Consider the following 21,735-nt stretch of genomic DNA (forward strand, 5'->3'; position numbering starts at 1 on the left):
CCCCTGGAGCGTGAAAAAACGCCAGAACGTTAACCATTGGATACCTCCTGAAGCGAATGTTCCTCACTGCGATAGTCCATAGCCGGATAAATCTCAGCCTGTCTTCCAGCTGTCCATGCAGCCTGCCTCACTTTTTTGGCGTTACGACACCCTTCCGGCTGCCGTACTTTCGCAGGGGTCAAATTGCGCTGCTGTTGTGTTAACCAGCGGTCGAGTAGAACTTTTTCTGATGTTTCAGGTTCAAATGACTCCAGAACCGTCCATACTCCGGCCACCCAGTACAAGCGGTATTCATCCATACGGCGACGGACAGTGGAAAGTTTCAGTAACGGATGTGCGCACGCGGTATGGAGATAATGTTCGGCATCACGCTTCAACTGACGGGAGACAACGCCAAACAGATAACCCGCCACCGCCGGACGCTCACCAAGCCCGTAAAATGTTACGCTGCGACGCTTCTTATGATCACTGTGCTGATACCAGCCGTAATAGCTGCGACAGCCCGCGGTCATGCAAACCACTGTAACCAGAGCATTCAGCCAACCCGGTACCGAAAGAGCATTACTGGGGATATTCCTGCAGGTCTCACTTGTTATTTCTCCCGGTACCACGCTCGCCGGGGTTACATCATATTTCATCATCAATGCCTGGGCCTGCCGTAAAGCCACTGATGCCTCATAGGGATTACCTGTTTTTTCGGCCAGTACCATTAGCTTCTTGATACGTGAAAGAACTTTTTCATTCGCCGACACGAGTCACCTCCTCAATTTCCGGATATGCCACAATATCAAGCATCTCAGGACGAATACGGGTCAGCCTTAGCTGAACACCGCAACACGGGCAGGCATCAAATATTACCGACAGCCCGCGCTTTGCTGCATTCACTACACCTCGACTTCCGACAGGAATAACCGCCAGTCCACTGCTCAACTCCTGTGTAGTAACAACCGTGGCACCGACCCACTGGTAATGTGAACGGGGCTTTTTCAGACTCTTCATGATTTTTTATCTCCTGATTCTCGCCATTCCTCACAGTGCATGCACAGGCTTACCCCGGGGATGGACTCACGGCGTGAGTCAGGGATTTCATCACCACAGTCCCGACAATGTCGTCGTGATACATGTCCCTGAATCCGAAGAGCAGCCCGGATTTCAGCAAACCGGCTGTCAATGTTTACCTGCGATTCGTTCTGAGCCATCGCATCATCAACATCAATGCTCATGCCCCCTCCCGTCATTTTGTTCAGCCGCCATATTTCTCTGCAACTCGCGCAGACGGCGAATAACACGAATAAGGCGCAGACTCTTCACTACATGCACATCGTCAAAAACAGGCGTATCTCCCGCTGATTGGGAGCCAAAGAAGTTGAGACAGAACATAAACATGTTGAATTGTTTATTAGGCACGTGACCGGAAAGCCCTGCCAGAAAAAGAGCAAATTCTCCGCCGTGTTCTGAAACAGAGAACCCGGCCGCACTGGCATTTTTATCTTCACTGACATGAACCTCACAGCCCATCGCCTCTGCAAGTTCATAAGCAAGCCGGTAAGCCATGTCCTGCAGATGTTCGATATCATCCTGCAGAGCCGGAATGGCCCAGATATCAGTAACAGGCTCGAGCCCTACGTTGGCAAACTCAACTGAGGAAAGTGCTGGTTCTGTGGGTAAAAGTGAGAGACCAGGCATCTCGCTGGCAATACTAACGGCGTCAGAAGGAGTATCCGCAGTCAATCCCACCTGAGCGCCAGCGAAAGCTGATGCACTGACAGCGATATTTCCGGCGTCGGGAATAAAGTGGTACCCATCAGGATTAACATCACCGGTTAAAACTGAGGGTCCCCCGAGGAAATCGTTCTGGACTTCAGTTTTAGGTAAACGAGGTGATCCACAAGAACCGAACCATTCGCCGGCCACATAATCGTTATCCCCATCGTCATTATCTGGATCTGGTTGTTTAGGTAAGACAGGGGCATTATTCAGCTTCGGTTTTAAAGAGGAACCGCCTTGTTGATTCTCATCGTTTGCAGTACCCGGCAATGATGCAGTGCTCTGCCATGTCTGGCGATCTGCATCCACCAGATGAGATGCCACAGGTTCTGGCTCACCAAATAACTTTCTCTGGTTACGTGCCTTAGGATCCAGCTCAAGTAGCCACCGATCATAGTTAAGAGAAGGGTGTGGTAAAACATTCACCAACATACCGATAAATTCATCTCTGAACATTTCGAAGGAATACACCTCCGGATCGTCAAACTGAGAACAGACACGACCGAACACCTCATTAAAATCACTATCAGTCTCAGTCATCACCGAATATTGCTGCCAAATTTTTAAAGCATCAGATCGCAGATTTAATAAATTAACTATCTGGGGCTTACCTAACCCAGAAATCAGCAACTCCGGCATAAAGGGATAAAGATACTCCACCGTATGTTCCATACGGCTGATCATTGAATAGTGAATGGGGTACCCCTGCTGTCCCAGCAGGTCCGCCAGCTCTCGCAGAGTTACCGTTCGCCCAAGAGTTTCTTCGTGAATGGCGCGGGCTTTTTTTATTCCCAACGCTTTGTCGATAAAGGTTAGATCCCCCCGTACATCATTCTCGGCCAGATGCCCTACCAGACACTCAAGCCTGCCAGGCCATGGCTTGAACAGTGCGTGAAAGCGGTAAAAGCGTTCATCCTGTGTTTCAGCAAACAGCTCTCGCAGAATGGCGTAGCGGGTGTTACCACCATCGCTGAAAATATAAGGAGAGCCGGGGATATCCGGGTTTTTCGTCACTTTAGGAACCGTATCCAGACCACGGGCTCGGATGGATTCCTTGATTTCATCGTACTTAGGATTGCGTGTTGTGCGAGGATTGTCCGGGTTAGGAGCTACCTCATCGAGCGTCAGCACCATCGGCATTTCACTGGTCGGCATAATCGCAACAGCAGCGGTTGTAGCTGCAGATGATTCCTTCGCCCCCTGTAGCAGCGCATTATTAAGATTTAACAATGGTGCTTTAGCCATAGCTCACCTCCCCATAACCAAGGTGATACTCCGAGAAGCGCATATACTCCCCCTCAAAGCGAACTTTGACAGTGCCCAGCGGTCCCTGACGTTGCTTGCCCAGAATGATTTCAGCTATGCCCCTGTCCGGGGAGTGTTCGTTATAAACTTCATCGCGGTACAGGAACATGATGACATCCGCATCCTGCTCCAGTGAGCCGGAATCCCGAAGGTCACTGACCATCGGACGTTTATCCTGGCGCTGTTCAACGCTGCGATTGAGCTGGGATAAAGCTGCCACAGGACACCTTATCTCTTTGGCCAGTGACTTGAGCGAGCGGGAAATCTCCTGAATTTCCTGAGTGCGGTTCTCGCGTCCTGGACAACTCATCAACTGTAGATAATCGACAAGAATGAGTGAGGGCTGACCGTATTTACGCACATTACGCCGCGCACTGATACGTAACGTGGAAGGCGTCTGATAACTGGTATCGTCTATCAGCAAACGTCCTTCCCAAGAGGTCAGTTTCGCTACGGCATCCGCAAGTAAACTCCACTGTCCTTCGCTCAGCAGACCTTTGCGCAGGTTATCGAAGGGCACTCTGGCCAGCATTGAAAGCAGACGCATTATCAGCTGCTGGGTTGGCATCTCTATGCTGTAGAACTGAACGGTCTTGCCGGGACTGCCTTCCAGCGCAGCAACGGCATGTTTCAGCGCTTCTGCTGTTTTCCCCATTGATGGCCGGGCACCCAGTAAAATCAGGTCACCGTCCTGCCAGCCACAGGTTTTCTCATCCAGTTCAGCAAAACCTGTCGCTGTACCGGTCACACCACTTCCCCCACTGACCGATTCCAGCCAGTTGACCGTGTCAGCGACCTGAGTCGTTACGCTCAGACAAATGTCGGGGTCACAGGCCTGCTGAGCCAGACTAAATAACTGCTTTTCGGCCTTTTCAATCAGACCGGGTATATCCGCATCGCCGACTGAGGCCAGTTGATGTAGCTCATGCCCCAGCTTAACCAGTCGTCGCTTACGACTGTACTCGCGCACAATTTCGGCATAAGCAACGATATTGGCGGCGCTGGGCGTGTTTTTTGACAGTTCAGCCAGATAAGCGAACCCCCCGCACCGCTCCAGCAGATCTTTTCGCTCCATGGATTCGGACAGGGTAATCAGGTCAATGGGCAGGCCGGCACTGACCAGACGCTCGATCTCCCTGAAAAGGAGTTGATGCTGGCCATAATAAAAATCACCGGAATTCAGAAGCGGCGCAATTTCATCCCAGCGGTCGTTATCGAGCATCAGGCCACCCAGAACGCCAGTTTCAGCACCGACGTTAAACAACATGGATTCTGCAGAAACAGCTTTCTGACTCATATCTCACCTCCGGTCGTTAAAAGACTTTTGGAGGTGTCCACAGAGCAGATGGCACCTGAGAAGTAAAGAACTGAAAACACAAAGTAAAAGGGTGTCGGACTCACCACTGCCGGGCGTATTATCCCGATTACTGACAGATCATTTTCTGACCGCAATGTTTGGCGACACCGGTCAGAACGTTCCGTCAGTAAAACCACATTCATCAGTATGAGGATTGGATAATGAATACCAATGAAAATTGGCGGGATGAACACGATCGTAAATATCAACAGTGGGAGTCCGACAAAGCGGTTATCAGTGACAAAAGCCGTACGTTTTACGCTCTTGTCGCGGAAAAATACCACGGGGTATATCCCGGCCCCGTTCTTGCGCAACAATATTTCCGTATGCTCTGGTTGGGAGAATACCTTCGTCAGAAATACAACTGGCATCACCAGTTCCACGAAATCAGTCCGCAAATGGCGCTGAAATACGCTTTGCTTAAGCAGTATGGGGAAAAATTCACAGACATTGATGCGCTTACACAGGAAGAAATGTCTCTGACCCTGACTGATTACTGGAGCGAATTTATGGCAGATAAGACATGGAAATCGAAGCGTTATGCTATCGAGAAAGCACTGGACTCTCTCGATTTCTGGACACCCGGATTTAGCTCCGCAGCCTGATGTACCTTCCTGCCTTCCCCGTCCTTCCTCAACGCAGGGCGGGGCGAAAACCGATATATACACGAGCTCATTCAGAGTCAGTTCGACCATAACATCGTTCATGATTTCACCTCCTGCAGAGCGTTCTCCAGGACTTCACGTAAGCGTGGTGATGCAACAAGAATCAGTGGATTTTGGTCATAAAAAACCTCACCATTTCCTCCGCCTGATTCCAGTAAGGGCAACCCTGTTGGTTCCTGAGAACCGTTAGCCATGTCCCGCAGTTCGGTTTCGTTCCAGAGGTTGTAGATATCGATAAATCCCCTCGCCACATTCCATTCTTCAGCAAGGCGTTCATAACAGCGTTTTTGTGCAGTAAGACTGTCCGGAGCTTCAACGAAGACATGTATTTCTTCGTGATTTACCGTAAATGCCACAGCCCGCCAGAGTAAGTTGTGATTCATACATCCGCCCCCTGACCAAATCCGGGCTGAGGCCGGTTAACCAGAACCGCATCAAACTTGTCTTTCCATTGAGGAAATAACTCACAGACCAGATGATGCATGGATTCCGCTGCCGGCAGGCTTACCCGGTCAGTTTTATATTCGAGACGATGAACTGGCTGCCCACACGCATGCCCACGTTTGTAGACTTCCAGTTGCTCTATTTCGGTATTCAGCATTGATATGGCAATACGGTCTGACTGGGGGTACTGACCTTTATCCACGATTGCCTTGAGTTCGTTGAGGGTGTTTCGATCCAGTACAGTGGGTTCAACACAGTTGGCGAGAATTCGAATATCGGGAATATGGATACCGTAGGGTTCCAGAACTAGAAGTTTGGATAAAAGACGTACAGTGCCGCGCAGGAACTCACGTACATCGGGTAAAATCGGTTTGATAACCCCCATGACACTTTGAGTCGCAGCGAGCACCACGAGCTCCACCATCACCCCGCCAGCGCCTTTGGAATCGACGATTATGACGTCATATTGTCTGAAAAGAGAATGCTGCAGGACATTACGCAGACGCATTCTGCCATCAGCTGCATGCAGCATATCATTGGAAAGACGATCGTCGGGGTCGTTGGAAATGATGACGTCAAGATTGGGAATAACCGTACGGGAAATGATGCTGTCAGGGTTGTTAAGGTCAGCAGTCTGCATGAGTAATTCATACAGTCCGCAGGGTGCTTCATAGTGGAGTTTAAAAATACTGCTGGCTGTTGGCTGATTATAATCACCATCGATTAGCAGTGTTTTCAGACCAGCATCGGCGGTGTAACCCGCAATATTGCCTGCCTTGGTTGACTTCCCTTCTCCGCCCTTAGTGGATACTACTGGCAATACTACCGGGAATTGTTGCTCATCAGGGAGTAACAACGAATGCGGTGAAACCTGCTGTGCCAAATGAATACTGGCGTCTGGTTTTCTTTCTACAGACTCCCCGGTTGAAACCTGGGGGGAACACTTAACGCGAGATACAGTTTGCATGCAATACACTCGAAATTTATTCGAATGTGTTCGCCTGCCTGCTACCAATTCAAAAAGTCAAAGCGGCGTCTAACTTTTTGACAAGGGGATTGAAAATCCCCGTGTCCTTGGTTCGATTCCGAGTCCGGGCACCACTTATTCAGAAAACCCAGCCTATGGCTGGGTTTTTGCTTTTCTGGGAATGGAAATCCGTAGCCCCCATCTCCGGCCTGACTAGCTATAACGAGAAGGCCAGATTTTCTCTGGCGCAACGCCCAGCGCTTCGGCGATCAGCCGCTCATCTTTGGGCCTGGGTCAAAAGCTTACTTAGCTACAGGGAGATTATTACCAGTAATAACGCGTATCACTCCATCTGACGGTTCGCTAGCCTCGACAAGTGAGTCCAATATCTCCGCCATGAACTTTTCCATCACTGACAACAACAATTCCTTCGCCAATTTTAGCATTTTTTCTTTTTCGGTTTCTTTATTCTTAAATACTGTTTCCGGCTCTTGTTCATAATCATAAATTAATACTCAGCACATCATAACTGGTGGTAACTGTCGGGGTAACAGGGCACATATTTTAAAATACTTATTCATACTTTGTTATTACGTAAACATTTTAACCTAATGCGTGTCAGTCAGGCACGCAGATAAAAAATAACCGGAGACAAAAGTTAAACAAAATGCTGTTAGCCGGAAATATCAGTATTGTTCTGTTGTCCGCTGCAGTCAGTCCGGTATGGGCAGACGATAATGCCAGTGCAGCGTCCTGCTTTTTTACCTGTATGTTGAATAACCATTGCAATAAATCATTATAGGATTACATCTGTTTATTATTTCCTGATCCGGAGTGAGTCTTTATGAAAAGTCGTTATTTACTATTTTTTCTACCACTGATCGTAGCTAAATATACATCAGCAGCAACAGTGCAACTCTTTCATTCTCCTGAAGAATCAGTGAACAGTCAGTTCTACTTACCACCACCGCCAGGTAATGATGATCCGGCTTTCCGCTATGATAAAGAGGCTTATTTTAAGGGCTATGCGATAAAGGGTTCCCCACGATGGAAACAAGCTGCTGAGGATGCAGATGTAAGCGTGGAAAATATAGCCAGAATATTCTCGCCAGTAGTGGGTGCTAAAATTAATCCCAAAGATACGCCTGAAACCTGGAATATGTTACAGAATCTTCTGAAAATGGGCGGCTACTACGCTACTGCTTCGGCAAAAAAATATTATATGCGTACTCGCCCCTTTGTCTTATTTAATCATTCCACCTGCCGTCCTGAAGATGAGAATACTTTGCGAAAAGATGGCTCTTACCCTTCCGGGCATACTGCTTATGGTACACTTCTGGCATTAGTATTATCCCAGGCCAGACCGGAACGCGCGCAGGAGCTCGCCAGACGAGGATGGGAGTTCGGGCAAAACAGAGTGATATGTGGTGCTCACTGGCAAAGTGATGTTGATGCTGGCCGTTATGTGGGAGCAGTAGAGTTTGCAAGACTGCAAACAATCCCGGCTTTTCAGAAGTCACTGGCAAAAGTCCGTGAGGAGCTGAACGACAAAAATAATTTATTGAGTAAAGAAGATCACCCCAAACTTAATTACTGAAGGTGAAAGTCTTCCCGCAAACTGGCCACAGCAAATGAAAGGAAGTGCAACTGCGTAGGGGCGACCGGGCGTGAGACTGTAATTAAAATTGTGTAAGTGCCTGTTTTTGATATGTTCACTCCAGTAACAGAGACAGGCAATTATGGACGAAAAGAAACTCAAAGCCCTTGCGGCTGAAGTGGCTGAAGGCCTTAAAACCGAAGCCGATCTCCATGCTTTTTCCCGCATGTTGACGAAGCTTACCGTCGAAACAGCGCTCAATGCGGAGCTGCCTGACCACCCCGGGTATGAGAAAAATGCGCCCAAAACAGGCTCAAACACCCACAATGGCTACTCGTCAAAAACGGTGTTATGCAATAACAGCGAGATCGAACTGAACACGCCGCGTGACCGTGAAAATACCTTCGAACCACAGCTGATTAAGAAGCACCAGACGCGCATTACGCAGATGGACAGACAGATTTTATCCCTCTGCGCCAAAGGCATGACTACCCGCGAAATCGTTGCCACCTTCAAAGAAATGTACGACTCCGATGTGTCGCCCACGCTGATATCTAAAGTCACCGACGCCGTAAAAGAGCAGGTCATTGAGTGGCAAAACCGACAAATGGATACGCTGTATCCCTTTGTTTATATGGACTGTATGTTGTCAAAGTTCATCAGAATGGCAGTGTGATAAACAAAGCAGTTTTCCCTGCGCTGGGGATCAATACCGAAGGTCAGAAAGCGTTGCCGGCATGTGGCTGTCCGGAAATGAAGGCACAAAGTTCTGGCTAAGCGTGCTGACGGAGCTGAAAAAGCGGGGCCTTCAGGACATCCTGATTGCCTGTGTGGACGGTCTGAAGGGCTTCCCGGATGCGATAAACAGCGTCTTCCCGAAATATCCGCAAATCAGCAAAAGCTGGCGTGCGCACTGGGAAAACCTCAATACGCTCTTCAGTTATCCGCCGGATATCCGCAAGACCATCTACCATCTACACTACAAACGCAGTCGAATCCCTGAACAGCGTGATCCGTGCCGCGATTAAGAAACGCAAAGTGTTCCCGACGGATGACTCGGTACGAAAGGTTATTTATCTGGCAATCAAGGATGCATCAAAAAAATGGAGTATGCCGATCCAGAACTGGCGGCTGGCGATGAGTCGCTTTATTATCGAGTTCGGTGACCGCCTGAGCAATCACCTTTAATATATTAGCAGTTACATAGAATTACTGACAGGCTCAAAAAAAGAGACCAGATTTCAGTCTCTTTTTTATCACTCATAATAATAGTCAGTTATTTTCTTTTATTTAGCTCTTCCATAAAATTTACCCAATTTTTATATTGATAATCAAGATTGCGAATCTCGTCTGAGATGGTTGATTGCTGCTGTATGAGACCACGTTTCTTTGCTATCAACTCTTGTAAACCATCATCGAGCACCTTCATTTTCGCTTTTATCTTCTCATTAATTTCATTATATTTTACGGAGTATTCTTCTTTATGTTTTTCTAATACAGCACGTTTCTCCGCCCTTATGTCATCAAAATCACTCAACCTGTAATTCTTTAATTTTTCCCGGCGAGCCTTCATTGCTGGGTCGAAAACTTCAGCATTGTACTTCTTCTCAAAATAATAAGGAGCATTTTCTTTATTAAAGAGTTCCAGCTCTTTATTCAAATCACGCTGAACAAAATAACGGCTTTGTGTTTTTCCATCTTCCCCTGTCCCCCAATACTCATCGATTTCTTTATTAATAACTAATATATTAGTTTTAACTTTTGCGATATCATTATTTAATTCGTTTAGTTTTGATTTCTTCCTGGCATATTCATCTTTAATTGCATTTATTTTATCATCAAAACCTGCTCCATCCATGATGATATATTTACCGTCAGTTTCAACATTAGGAATTGGATTGCCTTTTGGTGTTTCTGACATTTGTAATGAAGAAAATATTGTTTTCCATCCAGTATCTTTATTACCAAGACTGTTCAAAGTTGCTGAGAATTTAATATCTTTGCCTTTATCCCACGATTTTTGAACAACAATATAATCAGTTAACGAGGCAACTGGCGTATACAGATCGTAGCCAGTAGAAAGTAAGCCATCAGCAGCATATGTTCTCTTATTTCCATCAACCGATGTTTCCTTGATATCAATTGAATCAAGGATAAGACGCCCATGAAATTGATTACTAAATTGTTCTTTCAAGACTTTCTCTGTAGGGGTGTTATCGTCACCGCATCCGCTAATTAATAGCGAAACCAATAAACCACACAAAAATTTTCCTTTCATAACATTCATCCCAGAAATTAATAATATGCAATAAAATCATTTCAGCATCACACAACGAGTTAGCAAATTCAATATTTAATGATGTGTTATTTTCATTATAATACTGTGTCTTTATTTTTAAACCACCAGGACTCGCTATCTTAATGAAAGACAATACCTCTAATAAATCAGATAGTTGGAAAGTAATTTTTTAATGGGCTGGCTGAAGCCATTAAAATGATTTTTTCAATCATCCTTACTGTAGCCGGAGGTAAAGCTGTTACTTCAACTGACGATGAAGAACAACAGGCAGACTACAGAAATGGACTGATCCTACCCGCGTAATATGGACACAACCCTAAGCAAGGTTCTGGTTTTCAAATTGTTCCGGACTGAGACTGCCACAGGCACTGTGACGACGCCGTTGATTGTAATCACACTCGATATCATTAAACACTGCTGTCTGCATTATTTCCCAGCTGGCAAAGTCCTCTCCGTGGATACATTCCACCTTCAGCGTGTGAAAGAAGCTTTCTGCACAGGCATTGTCATAACAACAGCCTCTGGTGCTCATACTCCCCCGCAGATTATGTCGTTTCAGTAAGCTCTGCTAATCCGTTGAATAGTACTGACCACCTCTGTCTGTATGCACGCTGACTTTCCCAGTCGTTTACGCCGCCATTGCACCATCTGTAACGCATCGCAAGCTGGCCGCCACGGTTTTTATGTTATACATCCGTCAGGCGTGGCGCACCATAGCGCTGTTTGCGTCACTGAATGCCTCCCGGACGACGTTATCACAGATAAGGCGGAACTGCTGACGCTGGTTTATCTGATGACGACGCTGATGCCAGACGTACCAGCCACTACGGGCAACCTGAAGTACACGGCACATGGCTTTGGTACTGAATTCAGCCTGATGTTTTTCGATGAAGACATACTTCATTTCAGGCGCCTCGCGAAGTATGCCGCGGCCTTCTGGAGAATGGCCAGTTCCTCATCCCCTTCTGCCAGCGGACGCTTCAGATGGGCGATCTCTGCGGGCATCGCCTGTCCGCGGTCAGAAGAAGAGAGCTGATTTTGCTGTTTGCTTCGCCAGTTGTAGAGCTGTGATTCATACAGGTTAAGCTCGCGGGCGGCAGCGGCCCCCCAATGCGTTCAGCCAGTTTCAGGGCTTCCTGCGAAATTCAGGCGTGTGCTGCTTGCGTGGCTTTTTGGTGGTTGATGCTGGTTTTTTCATATGAGTCACCTCTTGCTTGAGAGTTTACTCACTTAGTCACGTGACCACTATTGCTGGGTAAGATCAAAGAACCTCAATAACGTGTTACACCGTTTTTCATAAAGCCAACCATACGATTGAATGCGTCCCCTCCCCCTCAAACTTCCGGATATCGCTACGCCATCTACCCGCCGCAGTATATATTTACCGCGTTGTATGCCTTTCCTAACCGAGAACGTTAATATTTACCTCCAGGATAAACCTTATCACAAATTAAAATCAGATCTTATACCTCATGCTAACTACCTCCATGAAATTAAAGAGCTATTCTCTAAAAGATTAAAGGAAATTATTACTTAATTCAAATTTTAAAGAGATAATTTGATAATAACATGAGCCAATTCTTGTAAATTTCCATCTTTTTTTTATACGCGACATAGTTTTTTAACGATACTATAATATGTAGAAATGCAATATAAAATAGCATTTTCCATAGAAAATGAAAAGATCGCCACCTGATACCTTAAGTTCGCAAATAATTATATAGCTATATATTAGTTTTTTTGAAATATTTTTCAGAATAATTTTTGATTTACACGCACATTTAATAAAAGGAAATTATCATGCTAAAAGTATTTAATCCCTCACCTGTCCAGGTGGGGAGCATTGAATGTTTACAATCAGCGCAAAACTGGCAGAGGAAATCCTTATCACTTCAGGGATTAAATTTACTGCAGTCCGTGCTCATCAAGCTCACCACGGGTAAAATTTCAATTACGACATCGTCCGGGGAGTATATTACGGCATCAGGGCCAATGTTAATATTTTTAGCTAAAGATCAAACCATTCATATCACAATGGAAGAGACTCATGAACAGTTAAATTATAATTTAATTGAATTAGATTCAGCGTCAATAAAAAATGCTTATAATTTTTTTCTGTATGAACATGCAGACTTTTCGGCCCCATTAACAAAACCGACGACAAAACATCTGTTAGCGCCAATAGAAACAGGCGTAGCAAGAGTATTCAACCTCTTACACTCTTCAAATAAAAGCCAAAAACTATCCCAAGATAAAAAGGAATATTTAATAAGATTTCTACTTTCAGAGTTCATCTATGAACCCGAAGCATTTGCTCTCTTCAGAGAACTATCGCAAAATACATTAGCCGAAAACATTTATAATATTATTATAAGCGACATAAGTCGAAAATGGGCGCTCAAGGATATTTCTGACTCACTCTATATGAGTTGTTCCACATTAAAGAGGAAATTGAAACAAGAGAACACCTCATTCAGCGAAGTTTACCTTAATGCGCGAATGAATAAAGCGACAAAACTTCTACGCAATAGTGAATATAATATTACCCGAGTGGCTTATATGTGTGGTTATGATAGTGCTTCTTATTTTACATGCGTTTTTAAAAAACACTTCAAAACTACACCATCGGAATTTTTAGCGTTTTTATCTTCCTCTCGTCATCAATATGTTAATTGAGATATCTGACAATGCAGTATAAGAACAAAGCAAAACATATTAATATAAGAGATGGGATTCTGTTGCTCGCTAAAAAATTCGACCTAACATTGAGCGAGAAAAAAGTCATTTATTACGTGGCAGCAGGATTATCTGTTAAAAGTTGCTCAAATTTATTAGATCGAAATATAAAAACGATTTCAACACAAAAGAGATCAGCCTATAAAAAAATGGATATTACTACTGATGTTGAATTAATCCATTTGATGCTGAATGAGTTTTACATATCAGTCGATATTACGTAATTTTTTCTAAAATGTTGCCAAAGTGGTAGGCAAGGCAATTCTGGATATCATCTTCAGAGATCGGTGTGATATCTACGTTGTTTAATTTAACTGTTCCCGTATAGCAATGACTGGAATTTGATAGTGCTTTGATTAAAGAAGATTTACCTGAACCTGATGTACCGATAATACCCATAAAATCTCCGGGAACAGCAGTGAATGAAAGCTGTTCAATCAGTGTTCGTTCCGCAAACGCTATGGGGTAATTCTTCGCTGTCTATCGGCTGGCTGACGATCGACTCTACTCCGCCAGTGTTGATAACGATACCGGTAACTGGCATGTTTCTGTTCCGCAATCCGCTATTCTGTCGGGGGGGGAGAATCAGTACATCATTACGGCCACCGATCCCGCCGGGAATAGCGCCACCGCCAATGGAACATTTACAGGCACATCGCCGACGTAAAACCCGGTTAACAAGAGTTCCGGCGTAGATGAAATGATTTCGCTTAGCGAGGCGACATGGCATTCGGTAAGTGTTGATGAAGAATATTATGCCTGATAACTAAACATCACCATGCGAGGTCTCTTCGGAGGCCTCCTGAAAAAAACAGAATAATATTTATTGTCTGTTAATTATTACAGAGAGAGTTAATTTATAAAAAAAAGCGGCAGACTACGCTGCCGCAAATATGAGGAGGACAATTACCGTTACGCTACACCACAAAGTAATCCGTTACTGAGGTAAGTAAAACATAAATATCCCCAACAATGAATCAACGAATCAAGCAATCGTCAAATCATGGTATTAATAACCTTGTTCTGTTTTAGCATACTGTGACAGTAAAAATAGATTTTAGCCATTCTGTATATCACACGAAAATTTATAAAACAGATTTGGTTCACTCACAATATACAAATTATTTTCATTATCCATGGCAATCCCTTCTGGTTGGGGGATATCGTCTCTGAGCCCTGACCACTCCGCCGTCAGGAACAATCGATCGCGCACCCGCCACTCGGAACTGACCTCCAGAATCATTTTTGACTCGTCCGACAACACCAGCAGCGAATCCGTTGGGGCATGGTATTCAAGTCCGGAGACATCGCTCACACTTGCAGTGATGGCAGAAGGCAACGCTCTGGTGATACCATTTTTGCTCATCTCTACTTCTTTGATCATAATGGGTTTTCTTTCTCTTGCGGCATATAATCTCTCATTTTTCGCATCCCATGCCGTACCTTCCAGCCCTTTATTTTTTGCTTTGTCATAACCCTCAAGCTTCACCATGGAGATTATCTGCATGGTGCCGCGCTGAATATCCACCTGTGTTTTATAAACCGCGCCATCTTTCTCACTGCCTATCTGGAACTGGTTGCCCCCACTCCATGCAATAGACTCCGGGTCGTGGATGCCCTGGAGCGGCATCCGCCCTACCAGCTGCCCTTCTGTCGTTAACCAGACCAGTTCAGGGGGATTATTAATAACGGCGAAAAGCATCCTGTCTTCGGCGGAGTAGGTCAAACCTGAAAGGTTACTCTTAACTCCTGCGACTGGTTTTTGCTGAATAACCGCTTTATAGCTACTCAGTGCTAGCGCCGAGGGTTTATCACCATATTTGAGGATCAGTTGATAAACATAGCGTATATCGTCCCTGACCATAAATAAAATCACGCCCAAGAGTACAACCACAATAACGCGTTTTAGTAATCTCATAAAAAATCCATAGCAGATCGCGCCACGACTGATGTCGTAACGCATTTCTTAAAAATAAAGCCGATGTCCGATAGAATCGTTATTCGGTTATGGCGAGCGCCATTAGCATAGGCAAAATGAAATAGTGAGGGTTATCACAAAAAGCCCGATTTTAATCACTAACGTACCCTTTTTGTAAATTGACATAATCAAGAGGAGGGTAGTTTCGGCTAATTATTTAAATAGTACGTCTGCAAATTCGCCCCTGTATGCAGGGCGAATGACAAAAAGTGATAATTAATGAGATGTAACACCGCAATCTGATCTGCTATTGCTGCTCCCACTTCTATTCAACCGGGCAGCAAAAAAATGAAACTCAACCTTATTACCGTCAGCCTGGCTACGCTCGTTGCCGCTGGCGCATTCCCGGCCCATGCCGGTCCTCAGGCGCATGTCGTGTGCGGCTATCACCACACGCTGGGCGATGACGCGATTATGATGTTTGGTAAAGCGAATCAGGCGATGTGGCATGACTTTTTTGGCAACACCCACACCGACGCGGTCTCTACCTACCAGACGTTGCGCGCGCAACCAGATACCACCTGTGATAATAAAGCCGACAGCTCCGCTTACTGGGCGCCGTCCATGAAATTACCCGATGGTGAAATCGTAAATCCGGCCTACCAAAAGACCTATTATCAATCTACAAATGTTGCGCAATATCCGCTCCATCCATTCCCGGCAGGGCTGGAGTTACTGGCAGGCGATCATCACGGTACTGGCCCCAGTTCCGCAATCACCTTTTTATGTGCCAACGGCAAAGGTTACACCAACAAGGTAGGCGAAATATGCGGCCTGCGTAAAGCGGGCGATGCCGTCCAGTTTAATATCGGGATCGCTTTCCCCAACTGTTGGGATGGCGTCAACCTGAAACCGACCCATAGCCACAATAACGCTATCTATGCCGACCACGGGAAATGTTCCGCAGACTATCCGGTCAAAATCCCGACGGTTAATATGAACATTGCCTGGGTACTCCCGCAGATCTCCTCGCTGGATACGTCCAAAGTAGAATTGTCGATGGACCCGGTAATGCATGGCGAAACCCGGGCAGATCGCTGGGGAAGTCTTTATACCGCCCATGCCGATTTTATGAATGGCTGGACGGAAGATGGCGCGCAGTTTATGACGGATCTGTGTATGAATCAGGGACTGGATTGCGGCACTACGGTTCCTTACGCCTACAGTAAAGCGGAAGAAAATACCTGGGTAAGCAGCGAAGATGACAAGCCTCATGCCAGCATCGATACCTTGTACGTACAGGATGACTGGACAAATGGCGGACGCACGCAGCACCCGGAAACGCTCACGCTGGTGAAATTTAAGATCCCGTCCCTGCCTACCAATATGGACGCTTCGCTATTCAAATACCGTATTCGCCTTTTTGGCGGCAAAACGGAAACGAACGGCGCCGATCAAATTTTCTTTTACCCGATCAGCAGTGACTGGCACGTCAGTACCGTGTCCTGGAACAATAAACCGACGATCAACTACCGTTCCGATGCCGTGTTATATCTGGACCATTCACATGAGTATCGTATGGTTGATGTCGATAAAACGGTGCGCAAAGCGCTGGCGGAAGGGAAAACGGAAATATCCTGGTATATCGGCGGCGACCGTCAGGGAAATCACTACGATTTCACGCCAGCGGACTCAAAACAGAGCCTGGTGCTGATGCTGACCGGTTTCAAAAAGACGCCGGAGCTGTAATAGTAAACTGTGCCCGCTGACACAACAGCGGGCACGATGGCGGCACAAGCATTATGGCACGCCATCAAAACCTGACCAATACCTCAGAAAAACAACCGTTTATTCTCAGGCTGTAGTCCCTGTTGCTGCTGAACATCCTGCAGATAACAGGTCGCTACGATGGCAAGCCGGGCATAGAAGGCGCTAACGGTATTGCGTTGCAGCAATTCCAGATAGCGGAATCCCCAGGGCAGCAGATGCGCCTCCAGTAACCGGTTGGCCGCCACGTTGTCGCCTCGTGCCAGCAGATCGCTACAGGCTAATAGCATCAGGCCAAACTGATCTTCCGGCTCGCGTTCACGGTCAGTGAATACCATGCCCTGCGCCTGTAAAAAAGCTCGATAATCGGCGGTGGTTTCCCCCATCAGCAAATTATCTTTTTCCAGATAGACCGATCCCCAGGGCGGGACGGGCATCTTTCCCTGGCCTTCAAACAACACGGAAAATTGCCATGTAAGCGCATCATCATCCGGTAGCGACCATGACGCACACAGTGATTCAATATGTCCGCGATCGCGCCAGGGGTAAAGCTCAGGCAACGTTGGCAAACAGTCGAACAACGCTTTCACCTCCGGCCTCTCAGGGGAGAAGTAAAACAGTGCGCCGAGGATACGCGGCAAAACAGCACGGGAAGGCATAGCAATAGCTCCTGAAATATTTCGCCTGATGACGCTACGCTTATCAGGCTTACATGGCATAAACCGGGCAAAAAACTACATTGGCAGCGTCCACAGATTGTAAAACGCAATCCTACCCGCCAACTCCGCCGCGATAACCACCACTGCCGTCATGGCCAGCACCGCAGCGCTCGATTTCAGGCGCGCGCAGGCCACCACCCCGACCACGCCCGCCGCCAGCAATATCGCCTGGGCGGTAAACCAGCTATGCTGCGCAGCGGTCAGAGCGCTATCGGCGCTCATCAGCGTCGCCATATAGCCCGGGCGCAGACAAAAGCTCACCAAAATCGCCAACACGCTGACCAGTAGCCCCAGACGGCGCACGCCAAACAATGCCGCCAACGCGCCGCCGCCAATCAACGGCGTCAATATCATCATTGCCGTGGTGTAAGATGAACGCCAGGTCGCCACCGTCGGCAGTTGGTAAATCTGCGGAACGGCGTATAAGAAGACCACCCCGACTATCGCCGCCAACCATACCAACGCGTTACACAGCGGCGTCGCCCGGTTCAGCAACAAACCGAGCGCCCCCAGACCGCCGAGCGCCGCAAAAGCCGCCGACAAGACAATCTCGTTACTCATCGGCGAATGTCCGACGCGCAGCAGCATATTCAGCGCGCGCAGCGGTTGCCCGACGTGGAAGATGCCGACAATGACGCCAAGCCCAAACAGGCACATCACCGAGAACAGACCGATAGCCTTACGCCGCGGCGCGACCAGCCCCATTGCGCCGCCAATCAGCAGCAGAATAAACGCGCCGACCGCGCTCTGGGTAAAGACCGTAAAAAAGACCAGCGGTAACTCATGCATGGCGCACCTCCCGAATGTTCATGATTGCGCCTTCCGTATCGCCCGTGGGTCTCGCTTTCGGATGCGGTTTAATAATGAGGTTAGGATGGGTGAACGACGCTGAAGGCAGCGGCGCGATTTGATTCTCCGTGCCATATTTTGCCCGTAATTCATCGACAGGGCCGAAATCCAGCGCTCGCTGCGGGCAAGAATCCACACAAATAGGGCGCAGATTGTTCTCCAGTCGGTCAAGACAACCGTCGCATTTACGCATCACGTTCGCCTGCGTATCAAACTGCGGCGCGCCGTAGGGGCAGCGCATTTCACAATAGCGACAGCCGACGCATACGCTGTCATCCACCACGACCAGACCATCTTCTTTGCGTTTATGCATCGCCCCGGTCGGACAGCCAGAGACACATACCGGCTCATCGCAATGGTTACAAGCAATAGAGAGGTAGTAGGTAAAGGTGTCGTGATGCCAGCTTTCCCCCTCTTTCACCCAGCTTCCGCCGCCATATTCATAGACGCGGCGCAGTTTCGGACCGACATCCAGATCTTTATTATCCTTGCAGCTTACCTGGCAGGTTTTACAACCTGAACAGCGCGAGGAGTCAACATAAAAGCCATACTGTTTCATCGTACATCACTCCTTAAGCGCGTTTAATTTCAACCAGATTGGTATGCTGCGGATTGCCTTTCGCCAGCGGCGAAGGGTGGTGGCTGGTCAGCGTATTGATACAGCCGCCGACATCAACGCCGTTGCCGTCAAGCCGCGTCCACGCGCCCTGCGGCATCGCCGCCACGCCGGGTAAAATGCGCTGGGTCACTTTACAGGGAAGCTCCACCACGCCGCGGTCATTGAATACATGCACCCGATCGCCGGACTTCAATTGGCGGGCGCTGGCGTCAATCGGGTTAATCCAGACTTCATCCGGCACCGCCTCATGTAGCATCAGCACATTGCTGTAGGTCGAGTGGGTGTGCCCTTTGGTATGGAAGCCGCTTAACTGCAACGGATACTTCGCCGTCAGCGCTTTGTTAAGATGCGACTCTTTCGCCGGACAAAATTCCGGCAATGCGGGAATTCGCTCGCCTTCTGGCAAAGTCCACGTTTGCGCCAGATCCGCCAGCGCCTGGGAGTAAATTTCAATTTTGCCCGACGGCGTGGAGAGTGGGTTAGCCTCGGCGTCGGCGCGGAAATCGGCAAACGCAAGGCTCTGCTGCTCGGTCGCGATACGCTGGTCAATCACGCCCATCTCTTTCGCCACGCTCCACTCCGGCAGGTATGGACGTTTCTCACGGATCTGCTGATAGTGCATCTCCGCCCACTGCGCCTGAGTTCGGCCCTCGGTATATTGCTCGCGCAGTCCAAGATGCCCGGCGATATCCGCGCAGATGTCATACGTGCTGCGCACTTCCCACATCGGTTTAACGGTTTTCTGAATCGCAATCATATAGTTATGCGATCCCGCCGCATAGGAGCTGTCCACCAGGTCTTCCGCCTCAAGATAGCTGGTCTCCGGCAACAGCAGATCCGCATACATCGCGCTGGGCGTCATATGGTTTTCAATCACGATAATGGTTTCACACAGCGATTCATCCGCGAGAATTTGACGGGTGCGGTTCGTTTCGCCGTGCTGATTCAGCAAGGTATTACCGGCCTGGTTGAAAAACAGCTTAATCCCGGTTTTTAGCCTGTCCGCGCCTTTCACGCCCATTGTCGTCGCGGTCATTTTCTCCGGATGCTGAATGGCGTCCGTCCATAAATAGCAAGGAATAGAGGTTTTGATCGGATTCTTACCGACAGGCAACAATGGCACGCCATACGGCGTACCGTAAGGCCAGTTGCCATTGTTGGTGCCGGGCCGCCCGAAGTGGCCGGTTAACGCTGGCAGCGTCTGAATAGCACGCACGGTTTGTTCGCCGTTGGCATGACGCTGCGGCCCCCAGCCCTGGCAAATATAGCAGGCGCGCGCCGAGGCGATTTCGCGCGCCAGTTGGCGAATACGCGTTGCCGGAATACCGGTGATATCCGCCGCCCATTCCGGGGTTTTCGCGATACCGTCATCGCCCGTGCCAAGAACATAATCTTTATAGCTGGCGTTAGGCGCAGCCGTGTCCGGCAAAGTGCTACGGTCATAGCCGACGCAATAGCGGTTTACCAGCGCCTCGTCGAGAAGCTGTTCGGTAATCAGCGTATGCGCGATGCCGGCGACTAACGCAGCGTCCGTGGTTGGGCGAATCGGTAGCCATTCGGCGTGTTCGGTAATCACCGAATCGGTATAGCGTGGATCGATAATAATGACTCGGGCTTTCGAGGTCTCCAGCGCCCGGCGCAGCTCTTCAACCTGACCGCCGCCGGACATCCGCGTTTCTGAGAGATTCAGACCAAATAGCACCACCAGATCGGAATGCGCGATCTGCGTAAAATGGCTACCGACATAATCGCCGTGGGTATAGGGCGTGGCGGTGGCGATTTGCGCCGTGGAATAGGTGTTGTGATAATTTAAATAACCGCCGGTGAGATTTAATAATCTTATCCAGGCGGGCCTGCCCTGCGTATGATAATATGCCCCGGATTGATAATTATAATAAATAGCTTCCCGGCCATATTGTTCACTAACGCGCGTTAATTCCGCTGCAATAAAGGCCGTGGCCTCATCCCATGAAATACGTTTAAATTTTCCTTCACCGCGTTTTCCCACTCTTTTCATCGGATACTTAATGCGATCCGGGCTATAGACGCGCCAGCGACTGGAACGCCCACGCAGGCAGGGACGAATCTGATGCTCGCCGAATACCGCGTCATCTTTCGCGTCTTCCGGCTCAATGCGCACGATGCGATCATTTTTCACGATAACCTTAAGCGGGCATCGGCTGCCACAGTTGACCAGACAGGCGCTGTGCCTGACGGTTTCGTCGTTGGCATCCTTCGGTATCGGGGTATCCTGCGCCTGGGCAGTGGTAGCAAAAGGCAGCGTAATCGCCTGGCTTAGCGTCACCGCCGCCCCTACTTTTGCAGTAGCGACAATAGCATCACGTCGGGTTATGGTTGTGTTCAGCCATTTTTTTATTTCCATGTTTTATTTCTCACATTGCTTCCATAATTATTAATAATATGTAATGAAAACTAATCATAATAGATTAAACATTAGCGCTGATTGATTGTGATCAAACGCATTCTGAACGTCAGTAAAAATAAAATGTGATATCGCATACGTTATTATAAAAATTAATGAAAAATTATTTTATGCAATTCTGATGAAAATAAATTACCCATCACGGTATCCGGCGATATTAATTAACGACATGACGTTTGCCAGTCGACATGAGCAGGTAGCGCCCCCTGCAAGGTAAGACGGGCTTTTCAACACTGGAGCAACATCGCCTATGCCTTTGAATTAGACGCCTCATCAGGGATAA

19 protein-coding genes and 6 pseudogenes are annotated in these 21,735 nt (G+C 47.8%); 9 read left to right on the plus strand and 16 right to left on the minus strand.

The genetic code is table 11. From position 1 onward, the window contains the following. Positions 1-29: 29 nt before the first annotated feature. From ACLJRE_RS16200 to dnaB-PI, 5 genes are read right to left on the minus strand one after another with little or no spacing between them, the layout of a single operon-like run. On the minus strand, positions 30-752 hold the full coding sequence (locus ACLJRE_RS16200) for a DUF2786 domain-containing protein (RefSeq protein ID WP_071953609.1): 723 nt from the start codon (positions 750-752) through the stop codon (positions 30-32). Next, positions 739-999, minus strand: a complete 261-nt coding sequence (locus tag ACLJRE_RS16205; RefSeq protein ID WP_000838568.1) for a hypothetical protein — start codon at positions 997-999, stop codon at positions 739-741. The genes ACLJRE_RS16200 and ACLJRE_RS16205 overlap by 14 nt, the downstream gene beginning before the upstream one ends. After that, positions 996-1,238, minus strand: coding sequence for a TraR/DksA C4-type zinc finger protein (locus ACLJRE_RS16210; RefSeq protein ID WP_306415879.1), 243 nt, complete (start codon positions 1,236-1,238; stop codon positions 996-998). Before ACLJRE_RS16210 ends, ACLJRE_RS16205 begins: the two co-directional genes overlap by 4 nt. After that, entirely contained in the window at positions 1,213-3,012 is a 1,800-nt protein-coding gene (locus ACLJRE_RS16215) for a ParB family protein (RefSeq protein ID WP_222985089.1), read from the minus strand. Before ACLJRE_RS16215 ends, ACLJRE_RS16210 begins: the two co-directional genes overlap by 26 nt. Further along, a complete protein-coding gene (dnaB-PI, locus tag ACLJRE_RS16220; protein ID WP_304988601.1) occupies positions 3,005-4,369 on the minus strand; it encodes an SPI-7-type island replicative DNA helicase in 1,365 nt (454 codons plus the stop codon). Before dnaB-PI ends, ACLJRE_RS16215 begins: the two co-directional genes overlap by 8 nt. Before the next feature lie 221 nt (positions 4,370-4,590). Here dnaB-PI and ACLJRE_RS16225 point away from each other — a divergent pair, with 221 nt between their 5' ends. Beyond that, positions 4,591-5,034, plus strand: coding sequence for a hypothetical protein (locus ACLJRE_RS16225; RefSeq protein WP_304988602.1), 444 nt, complete (start codon positions 4,591-4,593; stop codon positions 5,032-5,034). Between the two features lie 98 nt (positions 5,035-5,132). Here ACLJRE_RS16225 and ACLJRE_RS16230 read toward each other — a convergent pair whose 3' ends face one another. The 3 genes and pseudogenes from ACLJRE_RS16230 to ACLJRE_RS16240 form a co-directional block, all read right to left on the minus strand. Next, the gene (locus ACLJRE_RS16230; protein WP_071953613.1) at positions 5,133-5,477 is read right to left on the minus strand and encodes a hypothetical protein; all 345 of its coding nucleotides are present in this window, start codon (positions 5,475-5,477) and stop codon (positions 5,133-5,135) included. Next, on the minus strand, positions 5,474-6,505 hold the full coding sequence (locus ACLJRE_RS16235) for a ParA family protein (protein ID WP_262411510.1): 1,032 nt from the start codon (positions 6,503-6,505) through the stop codon (positions 5,474-5,476). Before ACLJRE_RS16235 ends, ACLJRE_RS16230 begins: the two co-directional genes overlap by 4 nt. Positions 6,506-6,718: 213 nt before the next feature. Continuing rightward, positions 6,719-6,793 (minus strand): annotated as a pseudogene (locus ACLJRE_RS16240) (helix-turn-helix domain-containing protein); the annotation flags it as partial. Positions 6,794-7,349: 556 nt separating this feature from the next. Between ACLJRE_RS16240 and ACLJRE_RS16245 the strand changes: the two are divergent. Both ACLJRE_RS16245 and ACLJRE_RS16250 read left to right on the plus strand, forming a co-directional pair. Further along, positions 7,350-8,102: a non-specific acid phosphatase gene (locus ACLJRE_RS16245; RefSeq protein WP_410957466.1), complete on the plus strand. Its 753-nt coding sequence runs from the start codon at positions 7,350-7,352 to the stop codon at positions 8,100-8,102. A gap of 142 nt (positions 8,103-8,244) precedes the next feature. Beyond that, positions 8,245-9,290, plus strand: a pseudogene (locus tag ACLJRE_RS16250) (IS256 family transposase). Positions 9,291-9,378: 88 nt separating this feature from the next. Here the strand turns inward: ACLJRE_RS16250 and ACLJRE_RS16255 are convergent. Next, the gene (locus ACLJRE_RS16255; protein ID WP_023212833.1) at positions 9,379-10,380 is read right to left on the minus strand and encodes a DUF1202 family protein; all 1,002 of its coding nucleotides are present in this window, start codon (positions 10,378-10,380) and stop codon (positions 9,379-9,381) included. 337 nt (positions 10,381-10,717) lie between these two features. Then, positions 10,718-11,599 (minus strand): annotated as a pseudogene (locus ACLJRE_RS16260) (IS3 family transposase). Between the two features lie 116 nt (positions 11,600-11,715). Between ACLJRE_RS16260 and ACLJRE_RS16265 the strand changes: the two are divergent. The 3 genes and pseudogenes from ACLJRE_RS16265 (at position 11,716) to rtsB (ending at position 13,361) form a co-directional block, all read left to right on the plus strand. Further along, positions 11,716-11,938 (plus strand): annotated as a pseudogene (locus tag ACLJRE_RS16265) (hypothetical protein). A 263-nt stretch (positions 11,939-12,201) separates the two neighbouring features. Next, the gene (locus ACLJRE_RS16270) at positions 12,202-13,077 is read left to right on the plus strand and encodes an AraC family transcriptional regulator (RefSeq protein WP_000921676.1); all 876 of its coding nucleotides are present in this window, start codon (positions 12,202-12,204) and stop codon (positions 13,075-13,077) included. After that, positions 13,074-13,361 (plus strand): transcriptional regulator RtsB, encoded by a 288-nt coding sequence (gene rtsB / locus ACLJRE_RS16275; RefSeq protein ID WP_001269916.1) that lies wholly within the window; start codon positions 13,074-13,076, stop codon positions 13,359-13,361. Before ACLJRE_RS16270 ends, rtsB begins: the two co-directional genes overlap by 4 nt. Here rtsB and ACLJRE_RS16280 read toward each other — a convergent pair. After that, the gene (locus ACLJRE_RS16280; RefSeq protein WP_001527266.1) at positions 13,354-13,536 is read right to left on the minus strand and encodes an ATP-binding cassette domain-containing protein; all 183 of its coding nucleotides are present in this window, start codon (positions 13,534-13,536) and stop codon (positions 13,354-13,356) included. The genes rtsB and ACLJRE_RS16280 overlap by 8 nt on opposite strands. A 19-nt stretch (positions 13,537-13,555) precedes the next feature. On the opposite strand from ACLJRE_RS16280, the pseudogene ACLJRE_RS16285 reads away from it, so the two are divergent. Next, positions 13,556-13,655, plus strand: a pseudogene (locus ACLJRE_RS16285) (hypothetical protein); the annotation flags it as partial. Between the two features lie 110 nt (positions 13,656-13,765). Next, positions 13,766-13,900: pseudogene (locus ACLJRE_RS16290) on the plus strand (hypothetical protein); the annotation flags it as partial. Positions 13,901-14,194: 294 nt separating this feature from the next. On the opposite strand, the gene ACLJRE_RS16295 reads toward ACLJRE_RS16290, so the two are convergent. Further along, a complete protein-coding gene (locus tag ACLJRE_RS16295) occupies positions 14,195-15,100 on the minus strand; it encodes an SdiA-regulated domain-containing protein (RefSeq protein ID WP_023212836.1) in 906 nt (301 codons plus the stop codon). 303 nt (positions 15,101-15,403) lie between these two features. Here ACLJRE_RS16295 and ACLJRE_RS16300 point away from each other — a divergent pair, with 303 nt between their 5' ends. Beyond that, positions 15,404-16,804, plus strand: a complete 1,401-nt coding sequence (locus ACLJRE_RS16300) for a DUF1996 domain-containing protein (protein ID WP_023212837.1) — start codon at positions 15,404-15,406, stop codon at positions 16,802-16,804. Positions 16,805-16,887: 83 nt separating this feature from the next. Here the strand turns inward: ACLJRE_RS16300 and ACLJRE_RS16305 are convergent, their stop codons facing one another. The 4 genes from ACLJRE_RS16305 to ACLJRE_RS16320 all read right to left on the minus strand — a co-directional run bounded on the left by ACLJRE_RS16305 (position 16,888) and on the right by ACLJRE_RS16320 (position 21,392). Continuing rightward, the gene (locus tag ACLJRE_RS16305) at positions 16,888-17,481 is read right to left on the minus strand and encodes a molecular chaperone (RefSeq protein ID WP_001542855.1); all 594 of its coding nucleotides are present in this window, start codon (positions 17,479-17,481) and stop codon (positions 16,888-16,890) included. 75 nt (positions 17,482-17,556) lie between these two features. Further along, a complete protein-coding gene (locus ACLJRE_RS16310; RefSeq protein ID WP_000544920.1) occupies positions 17,557-18,330 on the minus strand; it encodes a dimethyl sulfoxide reductase anchor subunit family protein in 774 nt (257 codons plus the stop codon). After that, the gene (locus tag ACLJRE_RS16315) at positions 18,323-18,949 is read right to left on the minus strand and encodes a DMSO/selenate family reductase complex B subunit (RefSeq protein ID WP_000816143.1); all 627 of its coding nucleotides are present in this window, start codon (positions 18,947-18,949) and stop codon (positions 18,323-18,325) included. Before ACLJRE_RS16315 ends, ACLJRE_RS16310 begins: the two co-directional genes overlap by 8 nt. A 13-nt stretch (positions 18,950-18,962) precedes the next feature. Next, positions 18,963-21,392 (minus strand): DMSO/selenate family reductase complex A subunit, encoded by a 2,430-nt coding sequence (locus ACLJRE_RS16320; protein ID WP_023207450.1) that lies wholly within the window; start codon positions 21,390-21,392, stop codon positions 18,963-18,965. Positions 21,393-21,735 lie beyond the last annotated feature (343 nt).

Source organism: Salmonella sp. SAL04157 (assembly GCF_046551635.1).
Lineage (GTDB): Bacteria > Pseudomonadota > Gammaproteobacteria > Enterobacterales > Enterobacteriaceae > Salmonella > Salmonella enterica.

What these genes read in the sequence shown, in the direction of transcription:
- ACLJRE_RS16305 (WP_001542855.1), bottom strand. Translation starts at nt 17,481, where the DNA reads ATGCCTTCCCGTGCTGTTTTGCCGCGTATCCTCGGCGCACTGTTTTAC.
- ACLJRE_RS16280 (WP_001527266.1), bottom strand. Translation starts at nt 13,536, where the DNA reads ATGGGTATTATCGGTACATCAGGTTCAGGTAAATCTTCTTTAATCAAA.
- ACLJRE_RS16315 (WP_000816143.1), bottom strand. Translation starts at nt 18,949, where the DNA reads ATGAAACAGTATGGCTTTTATGTTGACTCCTCGCGCTGTTCAGGTTGT.
- ACLJRE_RS16270 (WP_000921676.1), top strand. Translation starts at nt 12,202, where the DNA reads ATGCTAAAAGTATTTAATCCCTCACCTGTCCAGGTGGGGAGCATTGAA.
- ACLJRE_RS16205 (WP_000838568.1), bottom strand. Translation starts at nt 999, where the DNA reads ATGAAGAGTCTGAAAAAGCCCCGTTCACATTACCAGTGGGTCGGTGCC.
- ACLJRE_RS16210 (WP_306415879.1), bottom strand. Translation starts at nt 1,238, where the DNA reads ATGACGGGAGGGGGCATGAGCATTGATGTTGATGATGCGATGGCTCAG.
- ACLJRE_RS16320 (WP_023207450.1), bottom strand. Translation starts at nt 21,392, where the DNA reads ATGGAAATAAAAAAATGGCTGAACACAACCATAACCCGACGTGATGCT.
- ACLJRE_RS16295 (WP_023212836.1), bottom strand. Translation starts at nt 15,100, where the DNA reads ATGCGTTACGACATCAGTCGTGGCGCGATCTGCTATGGATTTTTTATG.
- dnaB-PI (WP_304988601.1), bottom strand. Translation starts at nt 4,369, where the DNA reads ATGAGTCAGAAAGCTGTTTCTGCAGAATCCATGTTGTTTAACGTCGGT.
- ACLJRE_RS16235 (WP_262411510.1), bottom strand. Translation starts at nt 6,505, where the DNA reads ATGCAAACTGTATCTCGCGTTAAGTGTTCCCCCCAGGTTTCAACCGGG.
- ACLJRE_RS16245 (WP_410957466.1), top strand. Translation starts at nt 7,350, where the DNA reads ATGAAAAGTCGTTATTTACTATTTTTTCTACCACTGATCGTAGCTAAA.
- ACLJRE_RS16230 (WP_071953613.1), bottom strand. Translation starts at nt 5,477, where the DNA reads ATGAATCACAACTTACTCTGGCGGGCTGTGGCATTTACGGTAAATCAC.
- ACLJRE_RS16310 (WP_000544920.1), bottom strand. Translation starts at nt 18,330, where the DNA reads ATGCATGAGTTACCGCTGGTCTTTTTTACGGTCTTTACCCAGAGCGCG.
- ACLJRE_RS16300 (WP_023212837.1), top strand. Translation starts at nt 15,404, where the DNA reads ATGAAACTCAACCTTATTACCGTCAGCCTGGCTACGCTCGTTGCCGCT.
- ACLJRE_RS16215 (WP_222985089.1), bottom strand. Translation starts at nt 3,012, where the DNA reads ATGGCTAAAGCACCATTGTTAAATCTTAATAATGCGCTGCTACAGGGG.
- ACLJRE_RS16255 (WP_023212833.1), bottom strand. Translation starts at nt 10,380, where the DNA reads ATGAAAGGAAAATTTTTGTGTGGTTTATTGGTTTCGCTATTAATTAGC.
- ACLJRE_RS16225 (WP_304988602.1), top strand. Translation starts at nt 4,591, where the DNA reads ATGAATACCAATGAAAATTGGCGGGATGAACACGATCGTAAATATCAA.